Below are 16,404 nucleotides of genomic sequence, written 5' to 3'. Positions count from 1 at the left end.
GGGGCTGCCCCGGACCGTGCGAAACGGTCCGGGGCAGCCCCTTTTACTGTCTTGAGGGGTCAGCGGGGCCGGTCGTCGCCCACGATCGCTGCGGGGCCGGCCACCACCTCGCAGTTGGGCATCGCCCGGATCGGGGAGATGTCGATGCGGTCGACATGCCTGGGCGAAACGAGCACCAAACGCTTCAGAGCGGGGAAGATCCGGGGGATCTGTTCTATTTCGAGCGCATCGGTGTCGAGGTAGAGGTCCAGGCTGCCGAGGGAAGGCACGGGCTGTTCTCCAGCGAACTCCGTCGCGGACGACAGGGGCAGGGTGAGGTGGATTACCTGCGGAGCCCGCCGGAGAGCGGCGAGCAGCGGTCGGACCGGGGTGGGGGTTCCCAGTCCGAGCTGGTGCAGGTTCGTCCAGCCGTCGAGCGAGTCGACCTCCAGCGAGACTGCCTGCTCGATGGTCAGTGAGCTCAGCTCAGGATGGTCGGGCAGCTGGGAGAGCCGTTCGGCCGTCAGGCGGTTGAGCCACAGGGAGTGCAGTTCTCTTGAAGCCGTGGCGGCCAATGCGGTGCCGGGGAGATGGCTCATGTCAAGCTCGACTGCCTTCAGCGCGGGGAGCCCGGTGAGCAGGCCGAGGTCCCGTATGCCAGGACAGTCGCTCAGCGACAGGGACTCAAGCTGCTCGGAGCAGTCCGTCAGGAACGAGAGGTCGGTCAGGCAGGGGTTCCGCAGGAAGGCCAGCCCGGTCCATGGGCCGTCGCGCAGGGCGGCGTGGAGTTCGGCGGCGGTGAGGGCCCCGGCGATCTCCAGGTTTGTGGCGGACGGCAGGTGGCGCAGTGCTGCCAGCTTCCCAGGGGCGTCGATCTGTAGGGCGTCGTGCGTCAGATCGCAGGTGGCAAGGACCTGTTGGGCGTATGCCCGTACCGGATACCTGTCCCAGTACGCCTCGAACAGGTGGCTGCATTCCGGGTGGGCGAGTGCCCAGCGGCGGGCGTGCGGTACGGCCTCCGCCCCGCCGATTTCGCTGATCAGGTCGATGAACAGGCCGGCCTGTTCCATGCCGGTTACGTGCTCGGGGTCGGGCAGATGCTCCAGAGCGGCCGGACCGAGGCGGGCGAGCAGCCGTACGTCGCCTTCGTCCCCCGGCGGGAACAGCGCCTCGACGCCCGTGCGGACCCGGTCCCGGGTCGTCTCGTCCAGCCAGGTCGCGTGCTGGGCGCAGAGGGCGGCCAGCACGACGATCTCGTCCCGGGTGACGGTGTCGGCGGGGCCGGGCCGCGTGTCCAGCAGACCGTTGACCAGTACGGGGTGCTCGCGGCGGCCGCAGTGGCCGGCCGACAGCAGGATGACGTCGTACCACTGCTGGGAGCCCGCCCGGCCCAGCAGCTCGTGCAGCTGGTCGCCCTCGACGAACTCCTTCGCGGCGAGGAAGTCCTGGAAGGTGCGGTGCGCGAACTGGTAGATGTCGTCGGCGCGTTCCTGGAGCACTCCGCTGCGGTTCAGCAGGTGGGTCAGGATCGCCTCGGGCGAGCCCTGGCCGCGCAGCCGCTCCATGCCGGGCAGGGCGCGTTCCAGCTGGCGCAGTGCCGCGGAGCGCCGCAGCTCCGTCTGGCCGCCGCGGACCAGCCAGATCGCGATCCGCTGGAGGAGCTGGGCCTGCTCCTCCACGTTCATCGTGATGCCCTCGGGGGCCTCGATCCGGCGCTGCTTGTCGCGGTCGCCGAGCAGCATCGTGAGGGCCGAGTCGTACAGGCTCCAGCGGGTCTCCGGGAGGAGGCCCTGGCGTCGGCGGTGCAGGGCGCAGATCACCGCGCAGAGCAGTGGCGTACGGGCCAGATCGCGCAGGGCCGAGTTCTGGGCGAACTGCTGGACCAGATCCCGTTCCAGCCTGCCGAGCGTCTCGTGGTCGTCGTCGTCCAGCCGGGCGGCCCGGTGCCAGGCGGCGACGAAGGCCTCGATGTCCCGGTCCCCCATCGGCAGCAGCCGCAGCTCCTCGAAGTCCTGGGAGTCCAGCCAGCCCGACTCGACGGCCAGCGGGCGCACCGTGGCCACACAGCGGATGTCGGGGTACCGGTCGAGGAGCCTGGACAGCCACTCGTGGGCCTGCTCGCGGTCGTCCCGCGGGACCTCGTCCAGGCCGTCGACCAGCAGCAGCGCCCGGCCGGACTCCAGCACCCGGCCGACCCAGCCCTCGGGGGCCGCGTCGATCACCAGCCGGGCCGCGTCGGGCAGCTGCGCGGGGGCGGGGAACGTGCCGCCCTGGGCGCGCAGGGCGCGCAGCGGCACGACGAACGGGACCAGGCCGTTGAGCGGGGCCAGCTGGGCGCCCAGCGTGCCGGCCGAGGCGTGCGCGGCCAGCCACCACAGCAGCGTGGTCTTGCCGGCGCCCGCCTCGCCCCGCAGCAGTACCCGGGGGCGGTCGGGGAGCAGCGCGTCGATCCGGGTGGACGGCAGCCCCGTGCGCGCGTGGTTCTTCTGGGCCTCCAGGCTCAGGTACGCGGTGTCCAGGTCCCATTCGGAGTCGCGCCGGCCCAGCTCGTCGAGGCCGAAGATCTTCGTGCGGCGGTACGCGGCCCCGAGCGCCGTCGCGTACTCCTCCTCGTACCGCGCGTCCCTGGGGAAGCGGCCGTGCACCCGCTCGTGGCGCAGTGCCGTGCCGGTCTGCCGGTAGACCAGCTCGAACGGCTGCGAGGCGACGAGCGGGGCGAGCGGTACGCACTCCACGCGCCGGCCACCGCGCTGCCGGGGGATCTGCCGGGCGATGCCGATGAGGATGTTCCCGGCGAAGACCGGGCCGCCGGACATGCCGCGCAGCGACGGGGGCTCCGAGTCGCTTCCCGGCGGTGGCGGGCCGTCCAGCTCGCAGACCAGCAGTCCGCGCAGGTGCCCGGCCATCGGCAAGGCGGTGGCCATGTACTGGTCGGCCTCCAGATGCTGCTCGGGGCCGTACCGCTGGATGTCCGGGAAGCCGGTGATCTCGCAGCCGGAGAGTGCCTGCTCGGCGTGGAGGACGCCGAGCCGTACCGGGGTGAACGGGAGCACCGGGGCGGCGGTCAGCAGGAGGGCGGCGTCGAGGGTGTGGTCGATCCAGGCGACCGTCGCCGCCCGGTGGTCCGGCAGGCGCGGGTGGGCGACGGTGGCCCGGCCGCCGCCCTTGACCACATGGGCGCAGGTCAGCACGAGCCGGTCGGTGAGCAGGGTGCCGCTGCCCTGGACCGTTCCGGCGCCGAGGACGACGACCGTGCGTGCCGCGGGTGCGGCGGGCGGCGCGGTGCTCACGGCCGGGGCGCCCCGCCGCCGAAGTGCGCGGTGCTGCCCGGGTCTCCGTGGCCGATCTGCCAGGGTCCGCCGGTCGCGGCGTCGCGCGGTTTCAGGGTGAACGCGACCTTGTGGGTGCGGCCGGTCGCGCGGGAGGCGTCGGCGCCCGCCTCGATCACCCAGGCCTTGACCTTGCCGCCGCCCTTGATCTCCTTGCGGAGTTCGAGGGCGAACTCCATCTGGATGTCACCGACCTCGAAGGCCACGGGGCGGCCGGTGGCGCGGCCCGCGGCGTCGATGAGCTGGTTGCGGATCGACTCGACGGCATCGGCGAGCTCGATGCCGTCCATGTCGCTGGTGTCTGCGCCGTCAGTGGCCATGGCCTGCCCCCCCGGAGTGGTCGTCGGATCAGCCTAGCCAGCGCCCAGGCCGAAGGTCCCGAAACGGACGGCCTTCGGGCCCACCGGCGGTGACAAGGCGCACAGCCCGTTCCGGGCCCACTAGGGGCGGTAGGAGAGGGTGTCGTGATCGTGGCGGGGACCTTCGTCCCCGTCGTCGAGGGGCTTTCGGTGCGGGAGACGGGAGTGCCCGGATCGCCGGGATCTGTCCGGTTCGAGCGGTTTGGAACTGGGGTTAAACCTGGCCGGAAGAAGAGTTTCGACGGGTTCGGAGGCGGGGCGAGGTAAACCCGTCGCGGCGAATTCCCGAGGTGTCGGCTACGGCTTTTGTTCGTAGATGGGGTGTTTGAGCAATGGCTGGGGTGCGGGTTACCAAGGGATGGCCAGCCCGGTCGAAGTGCCGGGTCCAGTCATCTCCGGAGGTTCTCCGCATATGTCGAAGCGCGTTTCGTTCCAGCACTCCCGCCGCCCGTCCCTGTCCCGTGTCCGTGGCGCCGTCGTGGCGGCCGGTCTGGGGACGTCGATGGTTCTCGGTGTGGGCGCTGCGTTCGCGGCCGGCACCGCGGGCGCCCCGGATTCGGTGAACCTGATCGACGCCGGCACGGCCGACTCGGTCGCCCGGCAGGCGGCCGTACAGGGCAAGGCCGCCGAGAAGGCCGCGGTCAAGAAGGCGGCGGCGGTCAAGAAGGCGGCCGCGGCGAAGAAGGCCGCTCTGAAGAAGGCGCACGGCTGGGAGGCCCCGGTCAACCGCTACGAGCTGAGCGCGAGCTTCGGCAACGACGGCAGCCGCTGGGCCCACAAGCACTCCGGCCAGGACTTCGCCGTGCCGATCGGCACCAAGGTCGAGGCCGCGCACGGCGGCACCGTGGTGAAGGCCGGCCCCAACGGCGGCGGCGACGGTCCCGCGTACGGCAACGCCGTGGTGATCAAGCATGCCAACGGCACGTACTCGCAGTACGCCCACCTGTCGAAGATCGAGGTGCGGATCGGCGAGGCCGTGAAGACGGGCGAGAAGATCGCGCTCTCCGGCAACACCGGCAACTCCAGCGGCCCGCACCTGCACTTCGAGATCCGGCACACCGCCGACTACGGCTCCGCGGTCAACCCGGTCGGCTTCCTGCACAAGAAGGGCGTCTCGGTCTGACCCGGCCCTGACGGCCCCGCTACCCGGCGGATTCCCCGCCGTGTGCCCGGGTGACCAGTTCGAAGGCGACTTCGAGGACGGCCTTGCGCTTCTCCTCGGGGTCGCCTTCGAGGTCCTTGATGGCGAACATGCCGGTGTGCATCGTGAAGAGCGCGGTGGAGCAGCGCACCTGATCGACCAGCGAGGCGTCGGGCTCCATGAACAGGTCGACCAGACCCAGGACGCGTTCCTTGACGGTCTTCCCGATGCTGAGGTCGCGTACCGCCGCCTGGTTCTCCTGCATGAAGCGGAACAGCGGGGCGGCGGCGACCAGGGCGTCGCCGTAGCGGTTGAGGATCTCCTTCTTCGTCTCCAGGGTGCGCGGCTGCTCCCTGCCCCAGGCGAGCAGCTCCTCGACCGGGCGGTTGAGGTCCTCGAAGATGCCGACCAGGATGTCTTCCTTGGTCTTGAAGTGGTAGTACAGCGCCGCCTTGGTGACTTCCAGCCGCTCGGCGATCTCGCGGAGCGAGGTCTTCTCGTAGCCCTGCTCGGCGAAGAGCTCCAGAGCGACGTCCTGAATGCGCTGGCGCGTATTTCCGCGGCGCTGATGCGGCGTGCTCCCCATGAAGCTCTCCTTTGCTACAAACTTACTTGACGCCCGGCTAGTTGGGGGTCTACTTTCCCCAGTGTAGTTACTAGCCGGGCGGCAAGTAAGTGTCCGGCCCGCACAGGGGATCAGGGGAGTGGGGACCAATGTCCGATCTGAAGAAGGCGGCCGGCGGGAAGACGGCCGTCGCCGACCGTCCGGTGGGGAAACCCGAGGCACCGCAGCGCAGCGTCAGGGTGGTGATGTTCGCGCTGATGATCACGATGCTGCTGGCCATGCTGGACAACCTGATCGTCGGTACGGCCATGCCGACCATCGTCGGAGACCTCGGCGGCCTGGAGCACCTGTCCTGGGTCGTCACCGCGTACACCCTGGCCACCGCGGCCTCCACCCCCATCTGGGGCAAGCTCGGCGACATGTACGGGCGCAAGGGCATCTTCCTCACGTCCATCGTGATCTTCCTGATCGGCTCGGTGCTGAGCGGAATGGCCCAGGACATGGGCCAGCTGATCGGCTTCCGGGCGGTCCAGGGACTCGGCGCGGGCGGCCTGATGGTCGGCGTCATGGCGATCATCGGCGACCTCGTACCACCCCGCGAGCGCGGTAAGTACCAGGGCATGATGGCCGGCGTCATGGCCGTCGCCATGATCGGCGGACCGCTGGTCGGCGGCACCATCACCGACCACCTCGGCTGGCGCTGGAGCTTCTACATAAACCTGCCGCTGGGCGCGGTCGCCCTCGCCATGGTCACCATCGTGCTGCACCTGCCGAAGCAGAAGGCCGCGAAGGCCAAGGTCGACTACCTCGGCGCCGGGCTGCTGACCCTCGGCATCACCGCGATCGTGCTGGTGACCACCTGGGGCGGTACGGAGTACGACTGGAACTCCGCCATGATCATGGAGCTCTCCGCGATCGGTATCGCCTCGCTCGTCGGCTTCCTCTTCGTCGAGACGAAGGCAGCAGAACCGATCATTCCGCTGCACATCTTCCGGAACCGCAACTTCACCCTGATGTCCGTCGTCGGCTTCATGTCCGGCTTCGTGATGTTCGGCGCGGTGCTCTTCCTGCCCCTGTACCAGCAGTCCGTCCAGGGCGCCTCGGCGACCAACTCGGGGCTGCTGCTCCTGCCGATGCTGCTGTCGATGATGGTTGTCTCGCTCGTCGCGGGCCGGGTCACCACCAGCACCGGCAAGTACAAGGCATTCCCCGTGGCGGGCTCCGTACTGATGGCGACCGGGCTGTTCCTGCTCTCGCAGATGGACGTGGACACCACGCGGTTCACCTCCGGCATCTACATGGCGGTGCTCGGCGCGGGCATGGGCTTCCTGATGCAGATCACGATGCTCGTCGCGCAGAACAGCGTCGAGATGAAGGACATGGGCGTCGCCTCCTCCGCGACGACCCTCTTCCGTACGCTCGGCAGTTCCTTCGGCGTCGCGATCATGGGCGCGCTGTTCACCGGGCGGGTGCAGGACGAGATGGCGGCCCGCGGCGGCGGCGCGGCCACCGAGAAGTCCGCGCAGCTGGACGCGGCGAGCCTGGCGAAGCTGCCGGACGCGGCGCGTGAGGCGTACCAGTTCGCGGTGTCGTCCGGCACGCACATCGCGTTCCTGGTGGGCGTCGTGGCCGGGCTGCTCGCCCTGTTCGCCTCGGTCTTCGTCAAGGAGGTGCCGCTGCGCGGCGCGGGCCCGGCCACCAAGCAGGCCGAGTCCGTCTGATCCACGGCGGTGTACGAAGGAGGCTCCCGGGGCGCGCCCCGGGAGCCTCCCGTCGTATCCGGCTCAGGCGCCGGTCCGCCCGTGGCCGGACTTCGCGCCCTTCGCACCCTCGTCGTCGTCCGGGCTCCGCTGCTCGGACACCTGGAGCATCGGGAAGCTGCCGGTGTTCGTCGGCGCGTGCTCGGGCAGCCACAGCACCGCGATCGCCCCGTTCGTCCCCGGCGCCGCCCCTTCCGGCGCAGCGTTGCGGAAGGTCAGCCGGGCCCCGAGGACCCGCGCCTGACCGGCGGCGATGGTCAGCCCGAGACCGTGCCCGCGCCCGGCCCGGTCACTGCTCCCAGTACGGAACCGGCTCGGCCCCTCCCGCAGCAGCGCCGCCGGGAACCCGGAGCCGTGGTCGCGGATCCGCACCACCCGGCCCTCGACCGTGACCTCGACCGGGGTGGAGCCGTGCTTGGCGGCGTTGCCCAGCAGATTGCCGAGGATGCGTTCCAGCCGGCGCGGATCGGTGTTGACCCAGGACTCGTGGACGACCCGCACCCGCACATCAGGGTCCAGCAGCGCGATCCGACGGCTGACGAACTCGCCCAGCGCGATCTCCTGGAGCTCGGCCCGCTCCGAGGCACTGTCCAGCCGGGCCACCTCCAGCACGTCCTCGACGAGCGTACGCATCGCCTGCGCCCGGTCCCGTACCAGCTCGGTGGGGCGGCCGTCCGGCAGCAGCTCGGCCGCCGTCAGCAGACCGGTCACCGGCGTACGCAGCTCGTGCGCGATGTCCGCGGTGACCCGGCGCTCCGCCTCGATCCGCGCGTTCAGCGCGTCCGTCAGCGCGTCCACCGCACCGGCCAGCTCATCGGTCTCGTCCTGGACGACACCGCCGACGGCCTCCCGGACCCGTACATCGGTGTTGCCCTGCGCGACCCGGCCCGCCGCGGCCGCCGCCTTGCGCAGCCGGCGCGACAGCTGGCCGCCGATCAGCACGCCCAGCGCACAGCCGCCGAACACCACCGAGACCGAGCCGATGATCAGCGCCCGGTCGAGATCACGCATGATCGTGGAGTTGCGGCCCGTGAAGCGGGTGTGCAGCGAGAGCACGTCGCCCTTGCCGACCGGCACGGCCGCCCACACGTCGGGCACTCCCTTGGCGGACACCTCGACATGGGTGGCGCGCCGGTTGCGGCCGGTCTCCGTGCGCAGGCTGCGCGGCATCGTCGGATCGTTGAGCTTGGCGCCGAACCGGGGGTCGGCCTTCTTCGTCTTCGTCGCCTCGTACAGCAGCTGCGCGTATGTCAGCCGCTCCAGCTGGACCTCGCGGGCGTTCTCCAGCATCGAGACCCGGGCCGCGTTGTGGACGACGAAGCTGAGCGCGACCGCGGTCAGCGCGCCGACCGCCGCGATCGCGATGCTGATCTTCCAGCGGACTCCGGTCCGCAGGGCGGGCCGCTTCATGGCCTGAGTTTGTAGCCGAAGCCGCGGACCGTCTCGATCCGGTCCTGGCCGATCTTGGTGCGCAGCCGCTGCACATGGACATCCACGACCCGGGTGTCGCCACCCCATCCGTAGTCCCAGACCCGCTCCAGGAGCTTGTCGCGGGAGAGCACCGTGCCGGGCGCCGCGGAGAACTCCAGCAGCAGCCGCATCTCGGTAGGGGTCAGCGCCACCTGCTCGCCGGCCCGGTGGACCGCCATGCCCTCGGTGTCGACCTCCAGATCACCGAAGACCAGCACCCCGCCGACCGGCTGCGGCTCCGGCTCCCCGATGCCCGGCCGGCCGCCCGTGGCATGGCCGAAGCGGCGCAGCACGGCACGGATCCGGGCGACCAGGACCGCCCCGTCGAAGGGCTTGGTGACGTAGTCGTCCGCTCCGGCCTCCAGGCCGAGCACCACGTCGATCGAGTCCGCGCGGGCCGACAGCATGATCACGGGCACGGTCGACTCGTCGCGGATCCGCCGGCAGAGGCTGACCCCGTCCAGCCCCGGCACCATCACGTCGAGCAGGGCGATGTCGGGGCGGTCGGCCCGGAACGCCTCCAGCCCCGACAGCCCGTCGGGCATGGCGGTGACCGCGAAGCCGTCGCGCTCCAGCGCCAGCTGGGTCGCCTCGCGGATGACATCGTCGTCCTCGACGAACAGGACGTGGGTCTCGGCCATCAGACTGCTCTCAGTTCTCCGCCGGTTCGGCGTCTCCCGGCAGAGCCGCTCCGCCGCTGCCGACGGCTCGGTTGAAGTCGTTGTGCACCCGGTCGTGCTCGTTGAACCGGTTGCCCGCCCAGCGGTAGGTGATCACTTCCTCGCCGGAGGGGTACGCGACCGAGTCCTTCTTCTCGTACACCTGGGTCGTCACCACCAGATCACCGCGGTCGATGGTGCCGTAGACCGCGGGCTGCTCGATGGCGAACACGTTCTCGTACGAGCCGTTGTTCCGCGGGCGGTACACATAGGTGCCCACGCCCACCGAATCGCCGCAGGTCATCACGTTCACCACGACATCGGGGGAGGGACCGCCGGTCACGGTGCCGTACGAGGTGTCCACCGGGTACTCGGAGCCGGTGCAGGGCTTGAGATCCGTCCGGACCCGCTCGCTGACCTTGGGGTCCCGCTTGAGCAGCGCCACCGGGTCGATCCGCGAGGAGGGCCGGGCGGAGGAGGACGGCTCGCCGCTGGGCGTGACCTGGGCGACGGGCTGGGTGCCGGCCGGGCCCTCGTCCCGGGTGCCGGTACCGCCGGTCGAGCAGCTGACGGTGAGCAGCCCGAAGGCGGCGAGGCCGACCAGGGTCGTGGCGCTCGCCGCCCAGCCGGTCAGGATCCGGCCACGTCGGACGGTGGCCGCACGGCCACCGTCGTCTCTTCCACCGCCACGGTCGCCGTCGCCCCCGTCGCCGCTGGCTGTCAGGCCGCGCAACGCTCCCGCCCCCGTTCGTCCATATGCCTGCCCGCCCGCGTCCGCGCACGTGCCGGAGCACGGTCGGCGGCCGGGCGCCGCTCCTCGGCGAGCACGGTCTCCCGGTTCGCCGCCTCACGGCTCTCCAACTCCTGGCGCAGCCGTGCCAGCGCACGGTGCAGCGTGCTCTTCACCGTACCGGCCGACATGCCGAGCGCGGCAGCCGTCTCCTCCGTGCTCATCTGCTCCCAGTGTCGCAGCACGACGACGCTGCGCTGCTTCGGAGCCAGTACGCCGAGCACGTCCATCAGCAGGGCGCGGTCGGCGCGCTGCTCGGTGCCGTCCTCGACGCTCGCGTCGGGAAGCTGCTCGGTGGGAACCTCGTCCAGCTTGCGGGCCCGCCACCACTCGGTACGGGTGTTGATCATGACGCGGCGCAGATAGGCGTCGGCCAGGGACTTGTCGGCGATGCCGTCCCAGCGGCCGTACGTACGGACCAGGGCGGTCTGGAGCAGGTCCTGCGCGTCCACCGGGTCGGGGACCAGCCGTCGCGCGCTGCGCAGCAGCGCGTCGTGCCGAGTGCGTACGTAGTCCTCGAATTCGAGCACCTCGCCGTGCGCCATTCCAACCGCCTCCGTCCCCGTGGATCCCCGTAGAACCGCCGCCGCCGTCGTTCGGTCGGGCTGACGGAGAAGACGCTACGGAGCTGTTGTCACGGGGTTGTGCGGAGCAGCCATACGCCGACGCACGGCTGTCCATCGGTTGTGTAACAGCGGAGGGGAGCGGGGCGGGTATGGAGCGGGTACGGAGCTCAGCTCAGCGGCAGCCGGTACTGCCCGCCGGCCAGCGGTTCGACCAGGCCGTCGGCGACCAGGCCGTCCAGTGCGCGGGCGCGCTGCACCGGTTCGTCCCACACCGCGTCCAGCGCCGACTGCGGCACCGGTGTCATGGCGTCCCGCAACACGGCGAGCAGCCGTCCGCGCACCTGCCGGTCGGTGCCGGCGTAGGTCTGGCCGCGGCGCGGGGGCCCCTGGTGGGCGGGCTTCCCGGCCAGCCGCCAGGCGCACTGTCCGGAGATCGGGCACCGGTTGCAGTCCTCGTTCTTCGCGGTGCAGACGAGGGCGCCGAGCTCCATCGTCGCGGCGGCCCAGCGGGCCGCCCGTTCGTCCTCCTCGGGCAGGAGCGCGCGGGCGAGCTTGCGCTCGGCGGCGGTGGTCGCGTTCGGCGGGTACTGGATCCCGGACGCGGCCCGGGCGAACACCCGGCGGACGTTGGTGTCGAGCACGGCATGCCGCTGTCCGTACGCGAACGAGGCCACGGCCGCCGCGGTGTACTCACCGATCCCGGGCAGTGCGAGCAGCTGACCGTGCTCGCTCGGTACGTCGCCGCCGTGCCGCTCCGTTATGGCCTGCGCGGCCCCGTGCAGGCGGAGCGCCCGGCGGGGGTAGCCGAGCCGGCCCCAGGCACGGACCGCCTCGCCGGGCGGCTCGGCGGCCAGGTCGGCGGGGCGGGGCCAGCGGGCCAGCCACTGTTCGTACACCGGGAGGACCCGGCTCACGGGGGTCTGCTGCAGCATGAACTCGCTCACCATCACACCCCAGGCGCCCGCTTCGGGGCGGCGCCAGGGCAGATCGCGGGCGTGCTGGTCGAACCACCCGATGACGGGGGAGTGGAGGGAGGCGGGGGGCGTCTGTGTCGCAGTCATGGCAGTCATCGCACCGCCGATCCTGGCACGGAAGAGCGGACGACGGTCGAGCGCACGGTGGTGTCGCGTCGCCTGGGGGCCCTTGGGGTGATAATGCCACCCGTCCGAGCCCCGGGGGTCCGGCAACCGGCCCAAGCGGGTTCCGCCGGGCCGTCAGTGCCGCTTGCCGCGTCGCCGGGAGCGTCCGGTCCGCACCGCGCCCGGTCCGGACGCCCAGGCCGCCACCGGCGCCCCGCTGCTCCGTACCGTCCTGGCGAGCGACTGCGCGGGGCGGCGCAGTACGGCGACCGCCAGGGCGGAGACGGCGGCGCCCAGCAGCAGCCCGACCGCCACGTCATGCGGATAGTGCACGCCGACGAAGACCCGGGAGAAGGCCATCAGCAGGGCCATCGGCACGGTGAGCCAGGCCAGCCGGGGGCGGGAGATCGCGAGGGCGACCGCCGCCGCGCCGGCGATCGCGGAGTGGTTGCTGGGGAAGGACCAGTCGCCCGTCGGCGGGCAGGTCACCAGGGAGGCCGCCGCCCCGGCGACCGACCGGCACGGGCGCTCCTCGTCCACCACCGACTTGAGCACCTCGCTGACCACATAGCCGAAGGCCGTCCCGACGGGTGCGAGCACCGCCAGTGCCAGGGCGCCGTCGCCCAGGCGCCGGGCACGCCACCACCCGGTGATGAACAGGACACCGAAGAGGAGGAGCCCGAGCTCCGTCCATATCTCGGCCAGATGCTGCACCCATGACGGCATGTCATGTGCGAAGTCGGTGATGTCCCGGTAGAGCGGTGCGGTGACTGAACTATCCATGTGACAGAGGGTAGTCAATGAAACCTGGTGTTCATCCAGGCGTCGCCCGGCGGCCAACCCGGCGAGGGGCGGGACGACCGCCCGGCAGGCCAACTGGGCGTTCGTGCGGGGCCGGACGGACGGTCGTACGGGGCCGGAACGGGCCGTCCGTGATGATGATCCGTAAAACTTCCGGCCCCGGGCGGCGGGTGGGGCGGGAGTTGGTGCCGATCTCTCGTACAGTTTGAGCCGTGGGATCTTTGCGTAATCCGATCGGTCCGCTTCCCTCCACCATCTACTGGCGACGGAGGGCCGTAGCGGCGACGCTCGTTGCGCTGCTCGCGCTGCTGATCGTATGGGTCGTCACCTCGGGCGGGGACAAGAAGAGCAAGGACGACGCCCGCCCCGCCGGTTCGGGCCCCGCGCAGGAGATCACGCCGGGCCCCGGCGGATCGGGCCCGGCCATCAGCCAACAGCCCGGCGGGCGCGACGAGTCGGACGACTCGGGCGGTGGCGGCTCGGGCGGCGGCGGTACGGACGCGGGCTCCGGCGGCGGTCCGGGCGACGGCGGCACGGGCTCGGGCGGCGGCTCCGACGCCGGGTCCGGCGGCACGGGCGGCGGCGGTACGGCGGGCCAGCAGGTGCCGGCCTCCTCCTCGCTCCCCGACTGCACCCCCGCGGCGCTCCGGTTGAGCCTGAGCACCGAACTCGAATACGCCCCCGGCGAGAAGCCGAAGTTCGAACTGGTCGTCAAGAACACCTCGGCCACCACCTGCAAGGCCGACCTCGGGCCGAAGAACGCGGTGCTCACCATCACCGAGGCCGGCGGCGACGACGACCAGGTGTGGTCCTCCAAGGACTGCCCGCGCAACGCGGCCGGGCTGCTGCTGAAGGTCCCGGCGGGCGCGACCGTGGTCCACACCGTGGAGTGGGACCGCAGGAAGAGCTCCCCGCAGTGCGCGACGCCGCCCGCGGGGACGGCGGGCCCCGGTACGTATCTGGTCGAGGCGAAGGCGCCGGGCGAGCCGGTGCAGCGCGCCTCGTTCGTCCTCGCGAAGGACTGAGCGGCGCGGGGCCGTGTGCGGACACGGCCCCGATCGTCCTGGCGGGGCCCGGTCCCCCGGGCCCCGGTCGTGCTGTCCGCGCCTGCTTCTACACGTAGCGTTCGAGGATCGACGACTCGGCCAGCCGGGACAGCCCCTCGCGCACGCTGCGCGCCCGTGCCTCGCCGACGCCGTCCACCGTCTGGAGGTCGTCCACACTGGCGGCGAGCAGCTTCTGCAGACCGCCGAAGTGCTCCACCAGCCGGTCGATGATCGCCCCGGGCAGCCGCGGCACCTTGGCCAGCAGCCGGAAGCCGCGCGGCGAGACCGCCGAATCCAGCGTCTCGGGCGAGCCGCTGTAGCCCAGGGCCCGCGCCACGACCGCGAGTTCGAGCAGCTCGGTGTGGGAGAGCGCGTCCAGCTCGGTCAGCGCCTCGGCGACCGTGCGGGACCGCTTGGCGGTCGGCTCCGGCACGTAGTCGCGCACCACCAGCTCGCGCTCCGGCTCGACGCCCGCGATCAACTCGTCCAGCTGGAGCGAGAGAAGCCGGCCGTCGGTGCCCAGCTCGACCACGTACTCCGCGATCTCGGTCGCGATCCGGCGGACCATCTCCAGCCGCTGCGCGACGGCCGTCACGTCCCGGACCGTCACCAGGTCCTCGATCTCCAGCGCGGAGAGCGTGCCCGCGACCTCGTCCAGCCGGAGCTTGTAGCGCTCCAGGGTGGCGAGGGCCTGGTTGGCGCGGGAGAGGATCGCGGCGGACTCCTCCAGGACCCGGCGCTCCCCGTCCACGTACAGCGCGATCAGGCGCATCGACTGGGAGACCGAGACGACCGGGAAATTGCACTGCTTGGAGACCCGGTCCGCGGTGCGGTGCCGGGTGCCGGTCTCCTCGGTGGGGATGGAGGCGTCCGGCACCAGTTGCACGCCGGCGCGCAGGATCTTCGTCATGTCCTTGTCGAGGATCAGCGCGCCGTCGAGCTTGGCCAGCTCGCGCAGGCGGGTCGCGGTGAACTCCACGTCCAGCACGAATCCGCCGGTGCACATCGATTCGACGGTCTTATCCATGCCGAGCACGATCAGCCCGCCGGTGTTGCCGCGGAGGATGCGCTCCAGGCCGTCCCGCAGCGCCATTCCGGGCGCCACGGCGCTCAGGGAGGCGCGCATGAGCGCCTCAATACCGGTGCCTTGGCCGGACTTTCCGGGCGATGCTGCCCGGTCGTTGGCTGCCACTGCACTCCTCCGGTCACAGGTTTGCGGTGCCCTTACGTCCCTCGTACCGTTCGTACGGACGGGCGAGACCAGGGCAAAGTCTACCGGCGTGCGCTCTCCTCCTGGGGGGCCTGTGCACGAGACCGGCGCGGGAGGACTCTCAGCGCATCGCCCATGTTGGCGACTTCTGTGACCTTCATACCGGCCGGGACCTTGCCCGGATCGGTCGGAACCAGGGCGTGCGTGAAGCCCAGGCGGTACGCCTCGGCCAGCCTGCGCTGGACCCCCGTGACCCTTCTGACCTCGCCCGCGAGGCCCACCTCGCCGATCGCCACCAGGTTCTTCGGCAGGGGGGTGTCGCTCGCGGCACTGGCCAGTGCCAGCGCGACCGCGAGGTCTGCGGCGGGCTCGGAGAGCTTCACACCGCCGACCGTCGCGCTGTAGATGTCCCGCTTGCCCAGCGAGCTGATCCGGCCGCGCTGCTCCAGGACCGCGAGCATCATCGAGACCCGGGACGTCTCCAGGCCGGAGGTGGTGCGCCGGGGCGAAGGGATCTGGGAATCGACCGTCAGCGCCTGCACCTCGGCGACGAGCGGCCGCTTGCCCTCCAGGGTGACGGTCAGGCAGGTGCCGGGCACGGGCTCGTCGCGCCGGGTGAGGAACAGCCCGGAGGGGTCGGCGAGGCCGGTGATGCCCTCGTCGTGCAGCTCGAAGCAGCCCACCTCGTCGGTCGCGCCGTACCTGTTCTTGACACCCCGTACGAGCCGCAGGCGGGCATGGCGGTCGCCCTCGAAGGAGAGCACCACATCGACGAGGTGCTCCAGCAGCCGGGGGCCCGCGATCGCCCCGTCCTTGGTGACATGGCCGACCAGGAGCGTCGACATGCCGCGCTCCTTGGAGGCCCGGATCAGCGCGCCGGCGACCTCCCGGACCTGCGCCATGCCGCCCGGCGCCCCGTCGATCTCGGGCGAGGCGACGGTCTGTACGGAGTCGAGGATGAGTAGCGAGGGCTTGACGGCGTCGAGATGGCCGAGGACCGCGGACAGGTCGGTCTCGGCGGCCAGGTACAGATGGTCGTTGATCGCCCGGATCCGGTCGGCGCGCAGCCGCACCTGGCTCGCGGACTCCTCGGCGGTGACGTAGAGCGTGCGGTGCTCGTCGCTCGCGGCCTTGGCGGCGACGTCCAGCAGCAGCGTCGACTTGCCGACGCCGGGCTCGCCCGCGACGAGCACCACGGCACCCGGCACGAGGCCGCCGCCGAGCACCCGGTCCAGCTCACCGACGCCGGTGGACCGGGCGGTGGCCTGCCGGCTGTCGACCTGGCCGATGGGGAGCGCGGCGGTACTGACCCGGCCGGCCGCGGTGGTCCGCACGGCGGGGGCGCCGCCGAACTCCTCGACCGTCCCCCACGCCTGGCATTCGGGGCAGCGGCCGAGCCACTTGGCGGTCGTCCAGCCGCATTCGGTGCAGCGGTAGGACGGCCGGTCCTTCGCGGATTTCGTACGGGCAGCCATGGCGCAACCGTATAGGTGAGGTACGACAATGCCGCCGGGCACGGCCGGAAGGCGGGCGTGCGCCCGCGCCAGAGGCGTGGCGCTACCGGCGGAATAGGTAATTCCTGTCCCCTTTTGAGGGATACGTTCACCCGTAAGGATTAAAAGTGCTCAAGGGGCGCGAAAGGTGTGCCCT

At 71.4% G+C, this 16,404-nt stretch carries 14 protein-coding genes; 3 read left to right on the top strand and 11 right to left on the bottom strand.

What is annotated here, in order from left to right; all coding sequences use genetic code 11:
• Positions 1–59 precede the first annotated feature (59 nt).
• On the bottom strand, positions 60–3,269 hold the full coding sequence (locus ABZ622_RS32270) for an NACHT domain-containing protein (protein ID WP_360549274.1): 3,210 nt from the start codon (positions 3,267–3,269) through the stop codon (positions 60–62).
• Positions 3,266–3,628, bottom strand: coding sequence for a trypco2 family protein (locus tag ABZ622_RS32265; RefSeq protein ID WP_360549272.1), 363 nt, complete (start codon positions 3,626–3,628; stop codon positions 3,266–3,268). The genes ABZ622_RS32270 and ABZ622_RS32265 overlap by 4 nt, the downstream gene beginning before the upstream one ends.
• 451 nt (positions 3,629–4,079) lie before the next feature.
• Here ABZ622_RS32265 and ABZ622_RS32260 point away from each other — a divergent pair, with 451 nt between their 5' ends.
• Positions 4,080–4,790, top strand: a complete 711-nt coding sequence (locus ABZ622_RS32260) for a M23 family metallopeptidase (RefSeq protein ID WP_360549270.1) — start codon at positions 4,080–4,082, stop codon at positions 4,788–4,790.
• A gap of 19 nt (positions 4,791–4,809) precedes the next feature.
• On the opposite strand, the gene ABZ622_RS32255 is transcribed toward ABZ622_RS32260, so the two are convergent.
• On the bottom strand, positions 4,810–5,394 hold the full coding sequence (locus tag ABZ622_RS32255; RefSeq protein ID WP_360549268.1) for a helix-turn-helix domain-containing protein: 585 nt from the start codon (positions 5,392–5,394) through the stop codon (positions 4,810–4,812).
• 128 nt (positions 5,395–5,522) lie between these two features.
• Here ABZ622_RS32255 and ABZ622_RS32250 point away from each other — a divergent pair, with 128 nt between their 5' ends.
• Positions 5,523–7,094: an MDR family MFS transporter gene (locus ABZ622_RS32250; RefSeq protein ID WP_360549266.1), complete on the top strand. Its 1,572-nt coding sequence runs from the start codon at positions 5,523–5,525 to the stop codon at positions 7,092–7,094.
• A 63-nt stretch (positions 7,095–7,157) separates the two neighbouring features.
• On the opposite strand, the gene cseC is transcribed toward ABZ622_RS32250, so the two are convergent.
• From cseC to ABZ622_RS32220, 6 genes are all read right to left on the bottom strand, one after another.
• On the bottom strand, positions 7,158–8,543 hold the full coding sequence (cseC, locus tag ABZ622_RS32245; RefSeq protein WP_360549264.1) for a two-component system sensor histidine kinase CseC: 1,386 nt from the start codon (positions 8,541–8,543) through the stop codon (positions 7,158–7,160).
• A complete protein-coding gene (gene cseB, locus ABZ622_RS32240; protein WP_124719464.1) occupies positions 8,540–9,244 on the bottom strand; it encodes a two-component system response regulator CseB in 705 nt (234 codons plus the stop codon). The genes cseC and cseB overlap by 4 nt, the downstream gene beginning before the upstream one ends.
• A 10-nt stretch (positions 9,245–9,254) precedes the next feature.
• Positions 9,255–9,899: a hypothetical protein gene (locus tag ABZ622_RS32235; RefSeq protein WP_360549344.1), complete on the bottom strand. Its 645-nt coding sequence runs from the start codon at positions 9,897–9,899 to the stop codon at positions 9,255–9,257.
• 83 nt (positions 9,900–9,982) lie between these two features.
• Positions 9,983–10,597, bottom strand: a complete 615-nt coding sequence (locus ABZ622_RS32230) for a SigE family RNA polymerase sigma factor (protein ID WP_124719463.1) — start codon at positions 10,595–10,597, stop codon at positions 9,983–9,985.
• A gap of 188 nt (positions 10,598–10,785) precedes the next feature.
• The gene (locus ABZ622_RS32225; protein ID WP_259934116.1) at positions 10,786–11,688 is read right to left on the bottom strand and encodes an A/G-specific adenine glycosylase; all 903 of its coding nucleotides are present in this window, start codon (positions 11,686–11,688) and stop codon (positions 10,786–10,788) included.
• Between the two features lie 144 nt (positions 11,689–11,832).
• A complete protein-coding gene (locus ABZ622_RS32220) occupies positions 11,833–12,480 on the bottom strand; it encodes a phosphatase PAP2 family protein (RefSeq protein WP_360549261.1) in 648 nt (215 codons plus the stop codon).
• A 272-nt stretch (positions 12,481–12,752) separates the two neighbouring features.
• Here ABZ622_RS32220 and ABZ622_RS32215 point away from each other — a divergent pair, with 272 nt between their 5' ends.
• Positions 12,753–13,523 (top strand): hypothetical protein, encoded by a 771-nt coding sequence (locus ABZ622_RS32215; RefSeq protein WP_360549342.1) that lies wholly within the window; start codon positions 12,753–12,755, stop codon positions 13,521–13,523.
• Positions 13,524–13,611: 88 nt separating this feature from the next.
• On the opposite strand, the gene disA is transcribed toward ABZ622_RS32215, so the two are convergent.
• Entirely contained in the window at positions 13,612–14,736 is a 1,125-nt protein-coding gene (gene disA / locus ABZ622_RS32210; RefSeq protein WP_266690186.1) for a DNA integrity scanning diadenylate cyclase DisA, read from the bottom strand.
• A gap of 80 nt (positions 14,737–14,816) precedes the next feature.
• Entirely contained in the window at positions 14,817–16,229 is a 1,413-nt protein-coding gene (gene radA / locus ABZ622_RS32205; protein ID WP_360549258.1) for a DNA repair protein RadA, read from the bottom strand.
• Positions 16,230–16,404 lie beyond the last annotated feature (175 nt).

The organism is Streptomyces sp. NPDC007164 (genome assembly GCF_040634135.1).
GTDB classification, from domain to species: domain Bacteria; phylum Actinomycetota; class Actinomycetes; order Streptomycetales; family Streptomycetaceae; genus Streptomyces; species Streptomyces sanglieri.
Note: the sequence above shows the minus strand (reverse complement) of the source record. Positions and strands in the feature narration are given on the sequence as shown.